The sequence below is a fragment of the Streptomyces sp. NPDC037100 genome (assembly GCF_055606225.1).
In genome coordinates, this window is sequence record NZ_JBVJSX010000019.1 from 41,364 (window position 1) to 56,766 (window position 15,403).

The 15,403-nt window shown below is 70.6% G+C and carries 16 protein-coding genes; 4 read left to right on the plus strand and 12 right to left on the minus strand.

What is annotated here, in order from left to right; genetic code table 11:
- Window positions 1–26: 26 nt before the first annotated feature.
- The 6 genes from ACZ7EG_RS37875 to ACZ7EG_RS37900 form a co-directional block, all read right to left on the minus strand.
- On the minus strand, window positions 27–218 hold the full coding sequence (locus ACZ7EG_RS37875) for a hypothetical protein (protein ID WP_030422103.1): 192 nt from the start codon (window positions 216–218) through the stop codon (window positions 27–29).
- Window positions 215–1,810 (minus strand): hypothetical protein, encoded by a 1,596-nt coding sequence (locus tag ACZ7EG_RS37880; RefSeq protein WP_471089045.1) that lies wholly within the window; start codon window positions 1,808–1,810, stop codon window positions 215–217. The genes ACZ7EG_RS37875 and ACZ7EG_RS37880 overlap by 4 nt, the downstream gene beginning before the upstream one ends.
- Window positions 1,807–2,448, minus strand: a complete 642-nt coding sequence (locus ACZ7EG_RS37885) for a WhiB family transcriptional regulator (protein WP_388244552.1) — start codon at window positions 2,446–2,448, stop codon at window positions 1,807–1,809. Before ACZ7EG_RS37885 ends, ACZ7EG_RS37880 begins: the two co-directional genes overlap by 4 nt.
- Before the next feature lie 160 nt (window positions 2,449–2,608).
- On the minus strand, window positions 2,609–3,325 hold the full coding sequence (locus ACZ7EG_RS37890; RefSeq protein WP_471089048.1) for a zinc finger domain-containing protein: 717 nt from the start codon (window positions 3,323–3,325) through the stop codon (window positions 2,609–2,611).
- Between the two features lie 2 nt (window positions 3,326–3,327).
- Window positions 3,328–4,224: a helix-turn-helix domain-containing protein gene (locus ACZ7EG_RS37895; protein ID WP_471089050.1), complete on the minus strand. Its 897-nt coding sequence runs from the start codon at window positions 4,222–4,224 to the stop codon at window positions 3,328–3,330.
- Window positions 4,221–4,367: a hypothetical protein gene (locus ACZ7EG_RS37900; protein ID WP_210964443.1), complete on the minus strand. Its 147-nt coding sequence runs from the start codon at window positions 4,365–4,367 to the stop codon at window positions 4,221–4,223. The genes ACZ7EG_RS37895 and ACZ7EG_RS37900 overlap by 4 nt, the downstream gene beginning before the upstream one ends.
- Before the next feature lie 745 nt (window positions 4,368–5,112).
- On the opposite strand from ACZ7EG_RS37900, the gene ACZ7EG_RS37905 reads away from it, so the two are divergent.
- The 4 genes from ACZ7EG_RS37905 (at window position 5,113) to ACZ7EG_RS37920 (ending at window position 8,741) form a co-directional block, all read left to right on the plus strand.
- Window positions 5,113–5,544 (plus strand): XRE family transcriptional regulator, encoded by a 432-nt coding sequence (locus tag ACZ7EG_RS37905; protein WP_381020494.1) that lies wholly within the window; start codon window positions 5,113–5,115, stop codon window positions 5,542–5,544.
- 70 nt (window positions 5,545–5,614) lie between these two features.
- Window positions 5,615–6,091 (plus strand): hypothetical protein, encoded by a 477-nt coding sequence (locus tag ACZ7EG_RS37910; RefSeq protein ID WP_242435748.1) that lies wholly within the window; start codon window positions 5,615–5,617, stop codon window positions 6,089–6,091.
- Window positions 6,088–7,296, plus strand: a complete 1,209-nt coding sequence (locus tag ACZ7EG_RS37915; protein ID WP_471089053.1) for an MAB_1171c family putative transporter — start codon at window positions 6,088–6,090, stop codon at window positions 7,294–7,296. The genes ACZ7EG_RS37910 and ACZ7EG_RS37915 overlap by 4 nt, the downstream gene beginning before the upstream one ends.
- Entirely contained in the window at window positions 7,293–8,741 is a 1,449-nt protein-coding gene (locus tag ACZ7EG_RS37920) for an amidase family protein (RefSeq protein WP_471089055.1), read from the plus strand. Before ACZ7EG_RS37915 ends, ACZ7EG_RS37920 begins: the two co-directional genes overlap by 4 nt.
- Here the strand turns inward: ACZ7EG_RS37920 and ACZ7EG_RS37925 are convergent.
- From ACZ7EG_RS37925 to ACZ7EG_RS37950, 6 genes are all read right to left on the minus strand, one after another.
- Entirely contained in the window at window positions 8,719–9,234 is a 516-nt protein-coding gene (locus ACZ7EG_RS37925) for a P-loop nucleotide/nucleoside kinase family protein (protein WP_471089057.1), read from the minus strand. The two genes, ACZ7EG_RS37920 and ACZ7EG_RS37925, sit on opposite strands and share 23 nt — an antisense overlap.
- A gap of 114 nt (window positions 9,235–9,348) precedes the next feature.
- A complete protein-coding gene (locus ACZ7EG_RS37930) occupies window positions 9,349–10,431 on the minus strand; it encodes a DUF4236 domain-containing protein (RefSeq protein WP_471089059.1) in 1,083 nt (360 codons plus the stop codon).
- An 18-nt stretch (window positions 10,432–10,449) separates the two neighbouring features.
- A complete protein-coding gene (locus ACZ7EG_RS37935; protein WP_471089061.1) occupies window positions 10,450–11,334 on the minus strand; it encodes a thermonuclease family protein in 885 nt (294 codons plus the stop codon).
- A 456-nt stretch (window positions 11,335–11,790) separates the two neighbouring features.
- Window positions 11,791–12,642 carry a phytanoyl-CoA dioxygenase family protein gene (locus tag ACZ7EG_RS37940; RefSeq protein WP_391200001.1) on the minus strand — a complete coding sequence of 284 codons (852 nt, stop codon included), beginning with the start codon at window positions 12,640–12,642 and terminating at the stop codon, window positions 11,791–11,793.
- Window positions 12,639–14,756 carry a phosphoketolase family protein gene (locus tag ACZ7EG_RS37945; protein WP_471089063.1) on the minus strand — a complete coding sequence of 706 codons (2,118 nt, stop codon included), beginning with the start codon at window positions 14,754–14,756 and terminating at the stop codon, window positions 12,639–12,641. The genes ACZ7EG_RS37940 and ACZ7EG_RS37945 overlap by 4 nt, the downstream gene beginning before the upstream one ends.
- Complete coding sequence (locus ACZ7EG_RS37950) at window positions 14,746–15,399, minus strand: L-threonylcarbamoyladenylate synthase (protein WP_466889280.1); 654 nt, start codon at window positions 15,397–15,399, stop codon at window positions 14,746–14,748. Before ACZ7EG_RS37950 ends, ACZ7EG_RS37945 begins: the two co-directional genes overlap by 11 nt.
- Window positions 15,400–15,403: the final 4 nt, after the last annotated feature.

The following is a 15,403-nucleotide window of genomic DNA, read 5'->3' on the forward strand; positions in this document are numbered from 1 at the left end:
GGGCTTTGAACTGGGGTTTTGCCGGTTCAGCCGCACTCGGGGCAGCGCCCGACGTGACTGTTGAGCGCGCGCGCCATCCGCTGTTTCGCCGAGGCAGCTTGCTTCGCGCTGGACTTCGCCGCCGGCCTGCCCGCGTGCCGCTCGGAGTGAGCGAGCATGAACCCGATCTCTCGCTCGTACTCCGCGCGGACGGTGTTGAACTGGTGGCAGGTCTTCATCGGGCGGTGCTCCTCGTCGTCGTGATGTCCTCGTTCCGCAGCTCCTGGAGAACAAGGCCGAGTCGGTCGTTACCGACACCCGTCAGGCCCTGGCGGCGGATGATTTCGCGCAGCTGCACCCGGGTGATCGCTCCGTTGCCGTCCCGTTCGAGCAGGGCGGGAACATGGGGGCGCACTTCGTGGACAAGCTGGCGCTCGGACTCGCCCAGCGCGCGTGCCGGGCGCTCCGTCTGCGGAGAGCGGGACCGGGCACGCTTGTCCTTGTTCTTCGTCCCGGACTTCCTGGCCGGCTTCCGGCGGAGTGGGACCTTGTGTCCTCGGTCCTGGGTGGTCTCGGTCCCGGACTCGGTGGCGGTCGGTCCTCGGTCCTCGGTCCTCTCGGTCCCCGACTTCGCGAGGCTCGGTCCCCGATGAGAATCTGGGTCCTGAGCTGCTACTTCTCGCGTGTTGCGGTCGGTCCTCGTGGCCGCTGTGTCCCGCGCTGCGGCTTCTGGATCGGCGGGTTCGGTCCCCGGGACCGCGCCGTCTTCCGGGGGCTTGGTTCCCGCGGTCGTTTCAGTTTCGTCGCCCTCGGTCCCCGCGCCGACCTTGGCTTCCGGGTCCGCCTCCTCGGGGACAGGTCCCCGAGGAGTCCTCGGTCCTCGGTCCGGGACCGGCTCGTCGGAACCGTCGGGACCGGGGACGGGGACCGGCACATTCGATGTCGGCTGTGCGGGCACCGTGGCCGCCGATGTGCTGCTGTGCGCAGGGGACCAGGGAGAAGGGAGCGGGACCGTGGCGAGCGCGAGCGCGTGTCGCCGGGCGGCGAGCTGGTCGAGCAGCTGTGCCCGCTGGAGGGGGTCGGTGCCGACCGAGGCCCTGCCGACCGCCTTCGACAGGCATCGCGTCAGCCGCCGGCCTCGACGGTTCCGCTGCTGCTCGGGTGTGCGCTCGGCGAGGCGGGCGGCGAGGGTGACCGCACGGGCGGTGGCTCGGTCCCGGGTGATCTGCGCAGCGTCGCGGTCTCGCGCGGCGATGCCCAGGCGGGACAGCAGCCGCTCGCGTGCCTCCCGGCCCAGGACGGCGATCAGTCCGTTCGAGGCGGCGCCGGGTGTGCGCAGGCGCAGTTCGATGCCCATGGCCAGGTGCCACAGCATCGCCGCCATGACCGGTCCGACGAAGGCGCGGACCGTGCCGCCGATGGGGCCGCTCTCTGCGTAGGCGGGGATCACCTGCACAGTCGTGATCACCCAGACCAGCGTGCCCGGCAGGCCGGGGGCGCCCTGGACGGCGAGGTTCTGCCGTGCCATCAGCGCGGTGGCGAACAGTGCGAGTTCGGCGGCGGCGAACATGCCGGCGCGCTCGGCGGTGCCGGCCATGTCGAGGTAGTCGGCCGCGAACCGCCACGAGGTGTCGGCGCTGTAGGCGGTGCAGCCCAGGGCAGCGACGGCGGCGACCTTGACCGCCGGGCCGCCGAGACGTTTCTGCGCGCGGGTTCCCCGGCGCCGGATAGTCCAGGCGGTTAGCACGAGCGCAAGGACGGCGGGCACGACGGCGGCGAGGAGGAGAGGGAGGTCCGAAGTAGCACCGAAGGCGAAGACGGGGTGGGTCATGCTGCCTTTCCGAGAGGGGCGTGCGCCGGGGTCGACGTTGCCGGGCGGCCTGCCGGCTGCTGAGTGCCGGGAGCTGCGGGCCCGGGGGTGCCCTTGGCCTTGGAGGTCTTCTTCCGCTTCTTCTTGGAGCGGGGCACGCCGTAATTGCGGTCGCGGTCGAGGACCTTGTTGGCCGCTTGCCGGAGCAGGTCGCGGGCGTGCTTGTGGCTGATCTGCAGGGCGGCGGCAAGCCGGTCGGGCCGCCAGCCCCGGACGTAGGCGTGGTCGATGACAACCTGCCGCTCGGCCTCGGTCAGGTGCACGTCGCGTCCCTGGAAGAAGGCCGTCACGCGCCGGTAGTCCAGGCGCCGGTGCAGTCCGTCGTGCAGCGGGCGCCGCTCGGCTTCGGTGAGCCCGCCCCAGACGCCCTCCTTGAGGACGTTCTCCAGAGCGAAGTCCAGGCACTCGCGGCGTACGGGGCACCAACCACACAGCTCCTTCGCCTCCGCGATCTCCTCGTGATCCCGGGGCCCGGGGAAGAACACGGCGTCGGCGTCCTCGACGTCCATGCCGTGGCACGCTCCGCGGACGTGCCAGCTGGTGTCTCCGATGCCGCGCAGGCCGGTGGCCGGCGCGTCGTGGGTGGTGATGTGGCGCAAGGCGAGTCTCCGATGTGCTGCCGCGCCGGCCGGCTAGGGCGGTGCTCGGCGGGTGCGGCGTCGGGTGCCAGCTGCGGCGTAGGGCGTGCGACGCAGCCGGTGCGGGACGGTGATGTTGCGGCGGTGCAGCGGACGGAATGCACGCGCCGGAGGCGCCGGATCAGGCCATGGCGGGCTGCTGGACCTGCTCGGTGCGCTGTGCCTGCTCGGCGGCGGCGAGGTCGAGACGGCCGGGGTGCGGAGTGGCGCGCGGGGCGGTTCCGCGGGCTCCGCCATCGGGGCCGATCCTCCGGCGGCGGCACGGCTCGCCGGGCTGGGCCAGGCACCACTCGCACCGCACGCTCAGGGCATCGGGCAGCCCCTGCGCGACAGCGGCCTCACGGACTGCGCGGGCGGGCCGGTAGGGCGCGAGGGCTGCTCGGGCGGCGGGCGGTATGCAGGAGCCGATCTCCCGCAACCGCGCCTCCAGCTTCGGGTCGACTCCGTCGCGACCGCTGGTGATCGCCCGGGCCTGCGCGGGCTGCGCGGTACCGGCGGCGACGGCGCGGCGGGTGCCGACCAGCTCGGCGGTCCAGGCGGCCTGGTCGTCCGGGTCGACGGACGGTGTCGGGTCGGAGTGCCTCGCCAGGCGGTCGCGCCGGTAGCTCTCCCAGGGACGGGCCAGGTCCGCGGGCAGGATCTGGTACGGCGAGGTGCGGATGTGCTGGCGGGCGGCGACGCGGACGTCCCAGCCGTGCGGGGTGGCCATCGGCACGTCGCCGAGCAGCTCGTGCCACTGGGCGAGCTGGTCGCGGGCCTCGCCTTGGTCGGTGCGGATGGTGCGGGGGTCGAGTCGGCCGATGTAGGCCAGCAGGGCTGCGATTTCGCGGCGGTCCACGGTCAGCCCTCCGTTCCGGTCGGCTCGCCGAGGGCGGCAAGCAGGGCGGCGGTGTGCGCCTCAGTCCGCGTCATGCCCCCCGGTACGGCGGTGTTCTTGCCGGGCACGGCGTAGAGGTTCGGTCGGCTGGGAGCGTGCTCCCGGGCGACCCAGGAGCGCCAGTCGGCAGCCCAGGCTTCCGCCGCCCTCGGAGCATGGCCCGCCCGGTGCGCACGCCACTTCGCGTCGGCGGCCCGCAGGCCCTGCTCGCCGAGGCGATCGAGGTGTCCCTGCTGGCGAGCCCAGGTGTGGGTGGCGGAGTCGACCTGCCACTCGGCAGCCGGGAGGACGGCAGCACCACTACTGCTGTACCTCCGGTTCAAATCAGGTTCACTACGGTTCTGTGTGCCGGTAGCCGGTACATCGCTGTGCCGGTGGCCGGTACGTCGCTGTGCCGGTTTCCGCCTCGACCTGGCGGTTTCCGGTACTGCCGGATTCCGGACCCTCGCGGGGGATTCCGGCACCTCACGCGGGCGGATTCCGTACCGCCGCAGAGCCGAGAGCCGAAGCTTCGCGGGGCCCGCGGGCTCGTCTGCTGCTGTGTCGCTGTCTTCCTGCTCCTGCTGCTCGCGCTGGGCCTGGGCGACCACTTCGGCGGCGAGAGGCATGCGGTAGACCGTGCTGCGCTGCGGGCCTACGAGGTCATGGAGCTGTTCCAGCTCGCCGGACAGGAGCAGGCGCTCGACGGCTTCGCGCACCGTGGAGACCGAGGCGCGTGTGCGCTTGGCCAGGCTGGACAGCGAGGCCCAGGAGATGCACTGCTCGTCGGCCACCCGGTCGGCGATCGACAGCAGGACCAGGCGCGCGGCCCCTCGGCTGGAGCTGTGCTCCCACACCCACTCGCGGGCTTCGCTGCTCATCGGCCGCTCCAGACGAGCGGGCGGGTCCGGCTGCTCGCCGGGGCCAGGGTCGTGCGGTCCGGCTCGGGGCGCTGAGGCGCCGAGGCGGTGGTGGCTGCCGCGCAGGCCAGGCGGAAGGGCCTTTTGCGCAGGGCAGGAGGCATGCGATAATCCCCTTTGCAGTGTTGCCACGCTGACGCGCCCCTCGGAAGGACTCAGCGTGGTGATGGTGGGCAATCTCCGCCCTTGCCGGGGCGGGTATGCCGCTTAGCGTTCGGCGTCCGTGAGTTACCGCTCCCGGGCGCCGTCGCTGTTTGCGGACCTTCGCGGTCCGGTCCGTGCTCGCGGTCTCCTCACGTTCGTCGCCGCAGGCGGGCTGCCCGGGGACGACGAACATACGCATGGACCAGTGTCAAGATCCAGACTTGGTTCTTAAACTCTGTACTGGTTGCAGAGAGTTGCCGAACGGTCGTGTGCCACAGCCGTCCGCACAGGGCCTGGCGGGGTCCGTCCTCGCGTCGAAGTGCACCGTTGCCGCGGTTGCCTCGTACGCCAAGGGCCTGCCATTGTGCCCGAGTTGGAGCGGGAGTCTGGTATTCCCGGCAGCGGAAAAGCGATGTGGATGAGGAGTTTCCACGGTCGCCTCCGCGCTTTCCGATCGAAGATCAAATACGGCCTGCCAGACGTGACGTATGTGGCTGGGCGAATGTGGCTTGCGCCACGTCGCCCGGCGTACTCCAGCCGGTAGAAACGGACAGGTTGACCTGAAACAGGCGGTACGCGCCACACGGAAACGTGCTGGTGAAGAAGAACTTTCCACACGTGTGATCGGCGCGTCAAACTGGTGTTTATGGCGGGGTAGGGTGGCTGAAGTTACGACGAACCCGTCCTGGAAAGGATCATGAAAGAGTGGCCGAAGGTCAGGTGAGCCCCAAGGGGCTCATGGATCGTCTAAACCGCCTGTTCGACACTGTGCACCCGCCCGATCGCGGCCCTTACAGCAACGCTGAAGTGGCCGAACTGATGGAGAAGCGAGGGCTGGGCAAGCTGTCGGGGCAGTACCTGTGGCTCTTGCGGACCGGGCAGCGCGATAACCCGACGAAGCGTCATCTCGAAGCGCTCGCAGGGTTCTTCGGCGTGGATCCCGCCTATTGGTTCGACGATGCCGTCGCCGAAAAGACCGTGCAGGAACTTGAGTTGCTCGCGCTGCTTCGCGACGCGAAGATCAAGAACGTTCTTCTTCGCCTATCCGACGTCTCCGCAGACGGAAAGGATGCCGTCCTGGGGATCGTTGAGAGCGTGCGAAAATCCGAGGGGTTGCCGCCCTCAACTGGCGTGTAAACGGCCGCAGTTCAGTAAATGATCAAGGAAATCAATGTGGTCTGCACGTAGGCTGCGCCGGCCTGACCTCTTGGCCGAGCTGAAGCTCCCGCACGTCACCAACATCCGCGACCTCAGCGACGAGGTCTCTCGCCGCACGGGACGGACGGTGGTCCTAGAGCCCCGGGAGCAGGCGCCCTCGGTGTGCGGGGCATGTGCCGTTACAGAGAGTGCCGTCCACGTTTTCTACGACCCGTGGACCAGTGTCCTGCACCAGGATCACATCATCGCCCACGAGTTCAGCCACCTACTGCTCGGCCACCACGAGAACCGACCGGTCTCCGCGCTGGCTCCGGCCTTCATCACCAGCGTTGACCCGGCTACCGTGCAGATGATGTTGGGGCGCACCAAGTACGACGAGGACGAGGAGCGAGACACCGAACTCCTAGCATCGCTGCTCCAGCGCCGGATCATCGACCGGTGGTTGCGCAGCGACGAGTCCTCCGGGGACGAAGTGCAGGATCGGGTGACGCACACGCTGCTGCGCCGACGGGAGGCCCGGCCGTGAAGGACCTGCTCCACCCGATCAGCCTCGTCGTCGCGACGCTCGGCTTCCTCTGCCTCCTGCGGGACGTGCCCACCCGGCGCCGCGACCCCGCCTCCGCCGCGCTGGCCGCTGTCTTCCTGCTGTCAGGGCTCTCGTTCCTGTTCTCCATCACGCCGATGTGGAACTACCTCGACCGGGTGCTCGGCACCGTCAACATCTCCGTGCCCCTCGCGCAGGGCTGCGTGATCGCGCTCCTGGCCTGCCAACAGGTGGTCCTCACCTACTGGGGATCGCCGCCCGAGGTAGCCCCCCGGCTCAGTCGCCGCTGGCTCTGGGCTGGCTTCGCGGTGATCGCCGGGCTGCTGGTGCTGTTCGCCCTGCTGACGCCCAACGCGCCGCACCCGATCGACTTCACGCTCTACTACGCGCACGACGACTGGTACGCCGCGTACCTCACCCTGTACGTCACGGCCTACACCATCGGCGAAGTCTTCCTCGCCCGCGCCTGCTGGCGCCTGGCCCGCCGCAGCACTCGCGGGTCCGTCCGCGTCGGCCTGCGCATCGTCGCCCTCGGCGCGACCGTCACCCTCGGATACAGCGCCGTCCGCATCGGCAACGTGATCGCCGGCGCCTTCGACACCTCCCTCGCGGAATGGGAGGGCTTTGCCTGGACCTGCGGCGATGTCGGCGCCGTGCTCACGCTGATCGGCTGGCTCGTGCCCACCATCAGCGACCAGGCCCAGAGCGTCCGGTACCGGATCAAGCAGTACCGCAGCTACTACGGCCTGCGCCGCCTATGGCTGGCCTTCTACAGCGAGGCACCCGAGATCGAGCTGCCGATCGACAGGGTCGACCCGGCCCAGCGGCGCCACTTCCGCCGCATCTCGATCCGGCTCTACCGCCGAGCCGTCGAGATCCGGGACGGCCGGTTCGTGATCCGCCAGTACCTCGGCGCCGCCGTCCGCGAGGCCAGCGAAGCCCGTCACCGGGCCCGAGGGCTTCACGGAAAGGATCTGTCTGCGGCCGTCACGGCGGACCAGATCCTCGCCGGAATCGCCGCCAGGGCGGTCGGCGCCCGCCCGGAGCCCGACCAGCTCACCGAGTTCGCCGACTTCGAACGCCAGACCACCAGGCCCATGGACGACATCGACGCTCTCCTCGACGTCGCGCGCCACCTGCCCCGCCAGCCCGCACGAGCCCCCCACCTTGAGCGAGTCTCCGCATGACGAACGACCTCACCCACCAGCCCGCCCACGTCCAGCTCCGGGCCCTGGACCGCGGCGAGATCTCCAGCCGCGAACTGCTCGACCTGCACCTCGCCCAGATAGACGCCAGCCAGATCAACGCCGTCGTCACGCGCGACGACGGCGCGGCCCGCGCCGCCGCGCACGCAGCCGACGAGCGCCGCGCCCGCAGCGAGAGCAGCGGCGTCCTCAACGGCCTTCCCCTCACGATCAAGGACAGCTTCGAGACGGCCGGCCTGCGCACCACCAGCGGCGCCGAAGACCTCGCCGACCACGTCCCCACACGCGACGCTGACGCGGTCGCCCGGCTCCGCCACCAAGGTGCCGTCATCATGGGCAAGACCAACACCCCGGCGTACTGCCAGGACCTGCACACCGACAACGCCCTGTTCGGCCCCACGCTCAACCCACACGACCCCAAGCACACCACTGGCGGCTCCTCTGGAGGCCCCGCCGCAGCAGTCGCCGCCCACCTGACCCCCGCCGACCTCGGCAGCGACCTCGCTGGCTCCCTGCGGCTCCCCGCCCACTACTGCGGCGTCTACGGCCTGCGCCCCACCCACGGACTCGTCCCAGCCCGCGGCCACATCCCCCGTCCGCCGGGATGGATCTCCAGCAGCGACATGGTCAGCCCCGGCCCCCTGGCCCGCCACCCCCGCGACCTCGACCTGCTCCTCGCCGCACTGACGACACCGTCACCCGGCGAGAACAACCCCTGGAGCGTCACGCTGCCCACGGCGCAGCGCCCGATCGGCCAGCTCCGCGTGGCGGTGTGGGCCGACGACGCGAGCTGTCCCGTCGACCGCAACATCGCCGATGCTGTCGCCTCCCTCGAAGGGACACTCGCCTCCGCCGGCGCCAGTGTCCACCGCACTGCGGGGTCGGTCGGCTTCGCCGAATCCCTCCGCCTCTTCGAGCAGCTCCTCCACGCCACCACGACGGCCGCCACCGACGATGCCGCCGGCGCGGCCGAACTCGCCGCCGCCCGTGACCTGCACACGGACGACGCGAGCCCACGGGCCGCCATCCTCCGCCACCGCACGCAGACACACCGCGCCTGGCTCCGCGCCAACGAGGAGCGCCTCCGGCTCCAGCAGACGTGGCACTGGTTCTTCGCCGACGGTCAGTACGACGTCCTCATTACGCCCGCCGCTCCCACCGCGGCGATCCCGGCCGGGAGCCGTTCTCTCACGGTCGACGGCGTCGAACGGAGCTTCTTCGACCAGACCGGCTGGGCCAACCTCACCAGTCACGTCGGTCTGCCCAGCCTGGTCATGCCTATTGCGCACGGCGCCGACGGCCTCCCGATCGGTGTGCAGCTCGTAGGACCGGCCTATTCGGACCGGACCTTGCTCGTGATGGCCGAGCACCTGGCGCCCCTGCTCGGAGGGACGGCCGAGGGCGTCATCGCACCATGGAGCGGATGACCTCTGCGTCACCGTTGTAGGTGACTGCGTCTTCATCGTCGGTAGGCGGTTCGAACCGAGCGAAGAAGTCGTCCAAGGCTTCGGGAGTCACGGTCAAGGCATTGGCGTCTCGACGCCGATTGCGTGCGGCGAGGCGCCGCAGGAGGGCCTCCTTGGACGCTGGCAGATAGACGAGCAGTGGGCGTCCTCCCGCGGCCCGGACGGTCTTCTTCCACTCGTCGCGATCGGAACGACGCCAGAGGCCGTGGTCGAGGACGATGGACCGGCCGGCGCGCAACAGCTCCGTAAGCTGCGCTCGTACGGTCTCGACCGCGGGTGCCTCGCGCTCGAAATATTCGTGCTCGGGGTAGTCGACGCCGTACCGGCCGTGGAGGCGGTGAACCTCCTCGTCAAGGCTGAGACGGACAACGCCCCTCGCGGAGAGGGCCTGTGCAAGGTGCGTCTTGCCGGAGCCGGTAATCCCGATGAGTAGGACGGCGGTCGACTCGCTCACGATGTCGGGCTCCCTCGTGATGCTCGTACCGGTGGGGGGCGTTGGGGCGTACCCCTGGCTCTAGTACTCCAATCTGACTGCGCGATCTTGTGGCCGTACGCGACGTCGGGCCTTCTACAAATCGGCGCGTAGCTGTGTGACGACTGCAGCGAGTTCCGGTTCAGCGGCGAGATCAAGCGGGAGCACGTCGCCGGCTTGCCCTCGCCGGTGCAGCATCGCACCGGGTGCGAGGAGCAGCTCGGCGACAGGATCCACCTGGCTCCAGTTGAGGGTGGCCAGTCGCTCTCGAGTGAACCGGCCGGCGTAGATCGCGGCGAGGTAGTCCTCCGGTGTGTGGGTGTCGGGGTCCTGCCGGACGACCAGGATGGTCACTTCCTTGGCGCTGGGCGCTGCTGCGAGAGTTTCTTTAACGGTTGCCAGGACGGTGGAGGCTAGCGCGCGTACGTACAGGTTGTTCCGCTCGGTTTTCGTGCGTTTGTGCAGGGTCGGCTTACCGGATGGGGTGGTGGCCTGCTTGCGCTCCGGCACCATGGTCGGCGGTGGGAAGGTGACAACCACTGTTGCTGCGGTGCCGGTGCTGTCGATGGGTGCCGCTGGGGAGATGTTGTTTTCGAAGGCGGCTTCCAGGGCCGCGATGAGGGTGGCCGGGTCGCCGCTGGTCAGTCGGATCCATTCCGCTTCGGCGGCGGCTTGGGCCGCCGCGTGCTCGTCGGCTTGGCGTGCTGTCTCCTCTTGGAGGGCTGCGGGGAGCCGCTCGTCGGCCTGCTTGCGCGCTGTGGATCGGTCCCGCACCTTCCACCGGGGAACGTGCTCGAGCGCCTGCGTGCGCAGCATGTGGCGCAGGGCTTTCGGATCGACTGGCGTGGGTGCCGGCAGTACTGGGGCAGCGGCGGGGGTGAATTCCTCCAGGTGTGCGGAAAGCAGTGCCTGCTCCACCCGACCGACTGCTTCGTATTCGGCTGCCTTCTCCGCGGCCCGTGCCTGGCGCTCCAGTGCGGTCAGTGATGTGCGGGGTGCGCGGCTGCGTGCCCGGCCGCCGAGGCTGGTGCCGTAGGTAATGGGCCCGGCTCCGGTGGAGAAGCCTGCTCTGCCTGCGCCGACGTGCAGCCGGGCGGCGCGCGGACCCATGCTGGTGCGGATTCCGCGGGAGGAGGCACTCACACGGAGTCCAGGTGCGATCTTGATGGAAAGGCCCATGGCTTGCTCTTCTGGGGTCTAGTTGCTCTCGCAGCCGATGCCGTCACCGTCGCGGTCGAGACGGTGGGGGTCGCCGGGGCCGACCGGGACAGGTCCATCGAGGTCGGAGCAGTCCAGGTCGGGCGGTGGCGGTGGGAGGTAGGGGTCCTCCGGAGCGGTCGGCTCCGCAGTAGTGGGGGGCGCCGGGGCCTCTGTCTCCGTGCCGCAGGCGGACCACAGTCCTGCTCCGGTGTCCTTGGCGTCGCTGCCGGCCTGGGAGATCGTCTGCCAGTACTTGTCGTTTGGCCGGAAGAGAACAGCCTCGGCGTGCCCGGTGCTCACCAGGGAGTGGTTCACAAACTGGCCCTCGTCGTTCCAGACGTACAGCAGGTAGCGGTCGTATGGGTCTTTGAGGTCCTTGTCGCGTTCGACGCGCACGCTGGAGCCCACGGGCAGCAGTTCCGCGATTCGAGCGGTCGCTTCATCGCTGTAGCACGTCCCCGCCTCAGGAGCGTCCATCTCCAGTAGGCGGACTGTGGCGGTCTGGCCCTCGGGGAGGACTCCGCCGTCGCCGCGGACTTCGATGGTGTCACCGTCGATGATGCGCTCGACCATATGACCCGAGACGCTCGGGCTTTCGGCGGCTGGAGGAGTGCCGCTAGGGGAGTCTGTCTTGGCCTCTTCACGCTCCGTCCCTTCTTCTTGAGGGGCTGGTTCGTTCGGCGGGGAGGTCTCCGTGGGAGCCTCGCTGGCCGGGGGAGGCTTGGCGTCTCCGCCGCCTCCGCCGGACGACCCGAGCGCTGCGGCGATGATGATGAGAATGAGCGTCGCGCCTATCCCCAGAAGGATCTTGGCAAGGCGATGCGCTTTCGGGGCAGATGGGGTGTCCTCGCCCCACTGAGGCGCCTGCGGGTCCTGCGGCATGGCAGTGTCCTAATGGGAACGCATAAGTATCACTAACCGTAGAATCGGAGCAATCCATACACAAGGGGTGTAGGTAGCAGGTACTCCTTGGAATAGGAGGCCCTGACACCTCGACGTGAAGAGGTTCGGCTCCGCCTGGCGCGCTGAATCCGACCACGGCCTGCTGACCCTCGTGCACCGCCGCATCACGGCGCTCGACCGAGCCAGGCAGGACGGCGAGCCGACCGGACCGGCGGCAGGCCATGGACTCGACATCCCCTGGCCACGCTTGATCAGGCCGTTCTCGGCTCAGCCTGGCACGGTCGCTGCGCACGCGGCCCGGCGCCCAGGGCAAGGATGCTGCACCGGTCAAACCGGCGCAGACGCCACCAGGCCACAGACCGGCGCAGCCACTACGAACGACGATCCGCCAACAGCATGCAGGGCGTGCACAGGAAGCCGAACCTAAAACATGGCCTAGCGGCAGTGTGCAACAGACGGGCCGGACTGCCACCACGAGCGCATAGGGGCGGCTCCGCTGCCCTTGGCGAGGGATCCGTCCGGGTGGCGGTCGGGCAGGCCCAAGAGCTGCTGTTCTATGGAGGTGAGAGCGGGGTCCGCTCGAAGTTCCGTGGCCGGGTCGTCGACGGGGTGGAGCCAGCGGTACCCGTACTGGAGCATCAGGGCGATGCGGGGCCGGCCGGAGAGGTTGATGCCTCCGGTGTGCCAGGTCCGGTTCTCGAACAGAACTGCGTCGGTTCCTGTGATGTCGGGGGTGACGGCGCCGAGTGGGTCGATGGCGCCGGCGGGGACGACGGGCTCGTCGGTAAGGCGGTGGCTGCCGGGGAGGAACATGGTCAGCCCGCAGTCGGGGGTGACGGGGGTGAGGTAGTGGGCGGCTTTGATCGCCATGCGGGGGGTGTGGGGGAAGCCGAGGTCGGCGGTGACGCCGTACATGTCGCGGTGCCAGCCGTGGCGTCCGGGGATGCGGATGGTGCGGGGCGGGCCGCTGGGCAGGGCGATGAGGTGGGCCGACAGCAGGTGGATGTTCGGGCTGAGGAGCTGGACGACGGTGGGCAGGACGGCCGGGTTGGCGAGGAGCGGGAGGAACGCAGGGTCGAGGTTGAGGCATCCGCGGAAGCCGTCCTTGCCGTCGCCTCCTCGGTCGCGGCCTTGGGTGATGTCGCTGGCCAGCAGCTTCTCGGCGGCGGTCAGGAGCCGGTCGCGCAGGTCCGGGGTGATCGCGTCGCGGACGACCGCGTACCCGTCGCGTTCGAAGGCGTCGATGGTGCCGGCGTCGGGGGCGACGGGTGGGAGCGGGGTGCTCATGCCGATATTTCCTTCGGGGTGTTGGTGAGGGTGATGGCGAGCTGCCACAGGCCGGGGTCGTCGAGGCCGCAGAGCTGGCGGAGGTGGGCCTGGGAGACGGGGCGGCCGGGGTCGTGGTAGCCGAGGACGGTGAGCCGGGGCCCGGGGTGGCGGCGTCCGAGGAGGGCGTGGATGTCGGCAGCGTGCCCGCTGGTGGCCAGGACGATCGGTGCCCGGGTGCCGAAATGGCGGGCGAACGCGTCCGGGGCGAGGGCGAGGGGGCGTGTGCCGTCCTCGGCGAGGGCCGTGAGGTCGTGGACGTGGACGTACCGCAGGTGCAGGTCCGGGCGTTCGGCGCGCAGCCGCCGGGCGAGGGTGGTCAGGGCCTCGGCGGGCAGGTCGCCGGCGGAGGCGAGGATCAGGTCGGGCTCGCCGGGGCCGGGGTGGGTCAGGTGGGGCCAGATCGCGATGCCGTGCCGCAGTTCCTCGTCGAGGGTCTCCAGCGAGTGGTGGACGGTCGTGTGCTTGCCGGCGATGACGATCGTGCACCGGCCGAGTTTGCGCAGGGCGAAGGTGAGTGCGGCGGCGGTGCGCGCGGGGTCGGCGGGGGTGAGGACGTGGAGCGTGGGGTCGTCGCCGGCCAGAAGTGCCGAGGTGAGGCTGGGGTTTTGGTGGGTGAGGGTGTTGTGCCAGCCCAGGCTGGTCAGGAGGTAGACCAGGCTGGGCAGCGGGGCGAGCCCGGCGTGCCGACGCACGGACCGGTGCTTGAGCTGCTGCTGGATGAGGCTGAGGGTGATCGGCGCGAACGCCTCGTAGGTGGCGACGAGGGCGTGCCGGCCGGTCTCCGTGTAGCCCTGGGCCCAGGCGTGGCACAGCTCCTCGCTGAGCACTTCCACCGCCCACGGCACCGGGCGCCCGTCATCGTCTGTGAGGTCGAGGCGGTTGGAGGGCAGCTCGTCGGGGCTGAACACGCGGAACGGGCCCTGCTCGGCGCGGGCCCGCAGGACCTCGGGGACCACCTGCGTGAACGGGCGGCCGGCGGCGCGGTCGGCGACCTGGGCGGAGGCGGCGACGCAGCCGCGCGGCGCCGGGAGGCCGTCGGGCTCGGGCCGGGACAGAGGGAGCGCGGGCAGCAGGTGCGGCTGGGGTCGGCCGCTGGAGGTGAGGAGCTGGTTGGGCTGGTAGGAGGCCAGCCAGTCGGCTAGCGCGTCGAACTCGGCGGGCACACCGGCCGGGTCGCGCAGCGGCGTCTTGTGGACCGACGGGGTGCCGACGAGGTGTGCGGGGGCGCCGTGGCCTTTGTCCAGGGTGAGGACCATGACGCTCGACGGGCCCGGAATGCCCAAGGGCGCGGCGGCGCCGAGCGCTTCGGCCACCGCCTGGCGGAGCTGGTCGACGTCGTGCCCGTCGCTGTAGACGGGCCGGTGGCCAAGTCCGGTGAAATAGGCGGTGAGTTCGGCGCGGCTCAGGGTGGACAGCAGGCTCTTGCCGCCCATGCGCAGCCCGTTGAGCAGGACGACGGGGAGAACGGTGCCGTGGTCGCCCGTACCGTGCAGCGCGCGGGTGGCGAGCCAGGAGGCGGCGGTCGTCCCGGTCTCGCACTCGCCGTCGCCGATCAGGACCACGGTCAGCCGGTGGGGCGCGTCGAGCACGGTGCCTTGCCCGATCGCGAGGGCGGGGCCGAGCTGGCCTCCGGTGTGCAGGTGGCCGGGGATCATCGGGGTGATCTCCCCGCCGATGTCGGCCCGGGGGAAGCCGGCGACGAGTGCGTGCAGTCCGGCCTCGTCCTGGCGCAAGCCTGGGTGGGCGTGGCCGAGTCGGCCGGTGAGGTAGGCGTGGGCGAGGGCGGAGGGGCCGGCGTGCCCGGCGCCGTGCAGGACGTGCAGCTCGTAGCCGTCGGGGACGGTCGCCTGGAGCGGGCCCAGGGCGGCGAGCATCCGGTTGACGGGCGGGCACACTCCCCAGTGGCCGGCCGGTCGCGTCTTGACGTCGGCCGGGGTCAGGGGCCGGGCCAGGCGCGGGTTGTCGCGCAGATAGAGCTGGGCGAGACAGAGGTAGTCGAGCGCGTCGGCGACGGCGGCCACCGACGCGTCGGGCACCAGGCGGTTCGTCCGACGGGCGAGGTCACCCCACATGCGGTCCTCCTGTCGGGGCGAGAGCGGCTTCGACGGCGCGGGCGTGGACGGCGCCCTCCCGCTCCAGGCGCGCTGCGGCGCCCGCGGGGCAGTCGACGATGGTCATGTGCCGGCCGTGCGGGCAGATCCCGCCGTCGACGACCGCGGCGATCCCGGCCCTCATGGTCCGCTCGAAGACGGCGACCTGGCCGGCGGTGAGCGCCGGGTGGTCCTTCTCGCCGGCGGCGGGGGTGGAGATGCTGCACACGGCGGCGGCCAGCGGTTCGCCGGCCAGGGCGACCAGTTGGCCCAGTATTCCGTCGGGGCATCCGACGAGCGCCGGGGAGCCGACCGCCGCGACAGGCTCCACCGCGGGCTTCCACGGAAGACGCAGCGCGAGGTCCCCCGGCCACAGGCCGCCTGTCAGCAGCCGGGCGTCGGCGCTCAGGTCGAACAGGATCTCGGCCGTGGCCGGGGAATCGAGCACGAGCAACAGCGGCTTGGCGGTGGGACGCTGCTTGGCGCGGAAGACCGCGTTCGTGGCGGCGGGGTCGGCGGCGCGGGCACACAGCATGTACCAGCGGGGGGTGGGCACGGCGACCATCTGTCCGGCGGCCAGGAGCCGGGCCGCGTCGGGGAGCTGGGCGGGGGTGAGGACGTCCACGGCG

Excerpts from the sequence above, each read along its gene's own strand:
- ACZ7EG_RS37940 (WP_391200001.1), bottom strand. The coding sequence starts at position 12,642 with ATGAGCACCCCGCTCCCACCCGTCGCCCCCGACGCCGGCACCATCGAC.
- ACZ7EG_RS37875 (WP_030422103.1), bottom strand. The coding sequence starts at position 218 with ATGAAGACCTGCCACCAGTTCAACACCGTCCGCGCGGAGTACGAGCGA.
- ACZ7EG_RS37930 (WP_471089059.1), bottom strand. The coding sequence starts at position 10,431 with ATGGGCCTTTCCATCAAGATCGCACCTGGACTCCGTGTGAGTGCCTCC.
- ACZ7EG_RS37945 (WP_471089063.1), bottom strand. The coding sequence starts at position 14,756 with ATGTGGGGTGACCTCGCCCGTCGGACGAACCGCCTGGTGCCCGACGCG.
- ACZ7EG_RS37900 (WP_210964443.1), bottom strand. The coding sequence starts at position 4,367 with ATGCCTCCTGCCCTGCGCAAAAGGCCCTTCCGCCTGGCCTGCGCGGCA.
- ACZ7EG_RS37920 (WP_471089055.1), top strand. The coding sequence starts at position 7,293 with ATGACGAACGACCTCACCCACCAGCCCGCCCACGTCCAGCTCCGGGCC.
- ACZ7EG_RS37880 (WP_471089045.1), bottom strand. The coding sequence starts at position 1,810 with ATGACCCACCCCGTCTTCGCCTTCGGTGCTACTTCGGACCTCCCTCTC.
- ACZ7EG_RS37895 (WP_471089050.1), bottom strand. The coding sequence starts at position 4,224 with ATGAGCAGCGAAGCCCGCGAGTGGGTGTGGGAGCACAGCTCCAGCCGA.
- ACZ7EG_RS37935 (WP_471089061.1), bottom strand. The coding sequence starts at position 11,334 with ATGCCGCAGGACCCGCAGGCGCCTCAGTGGGGCGAGGACACCCCATCT.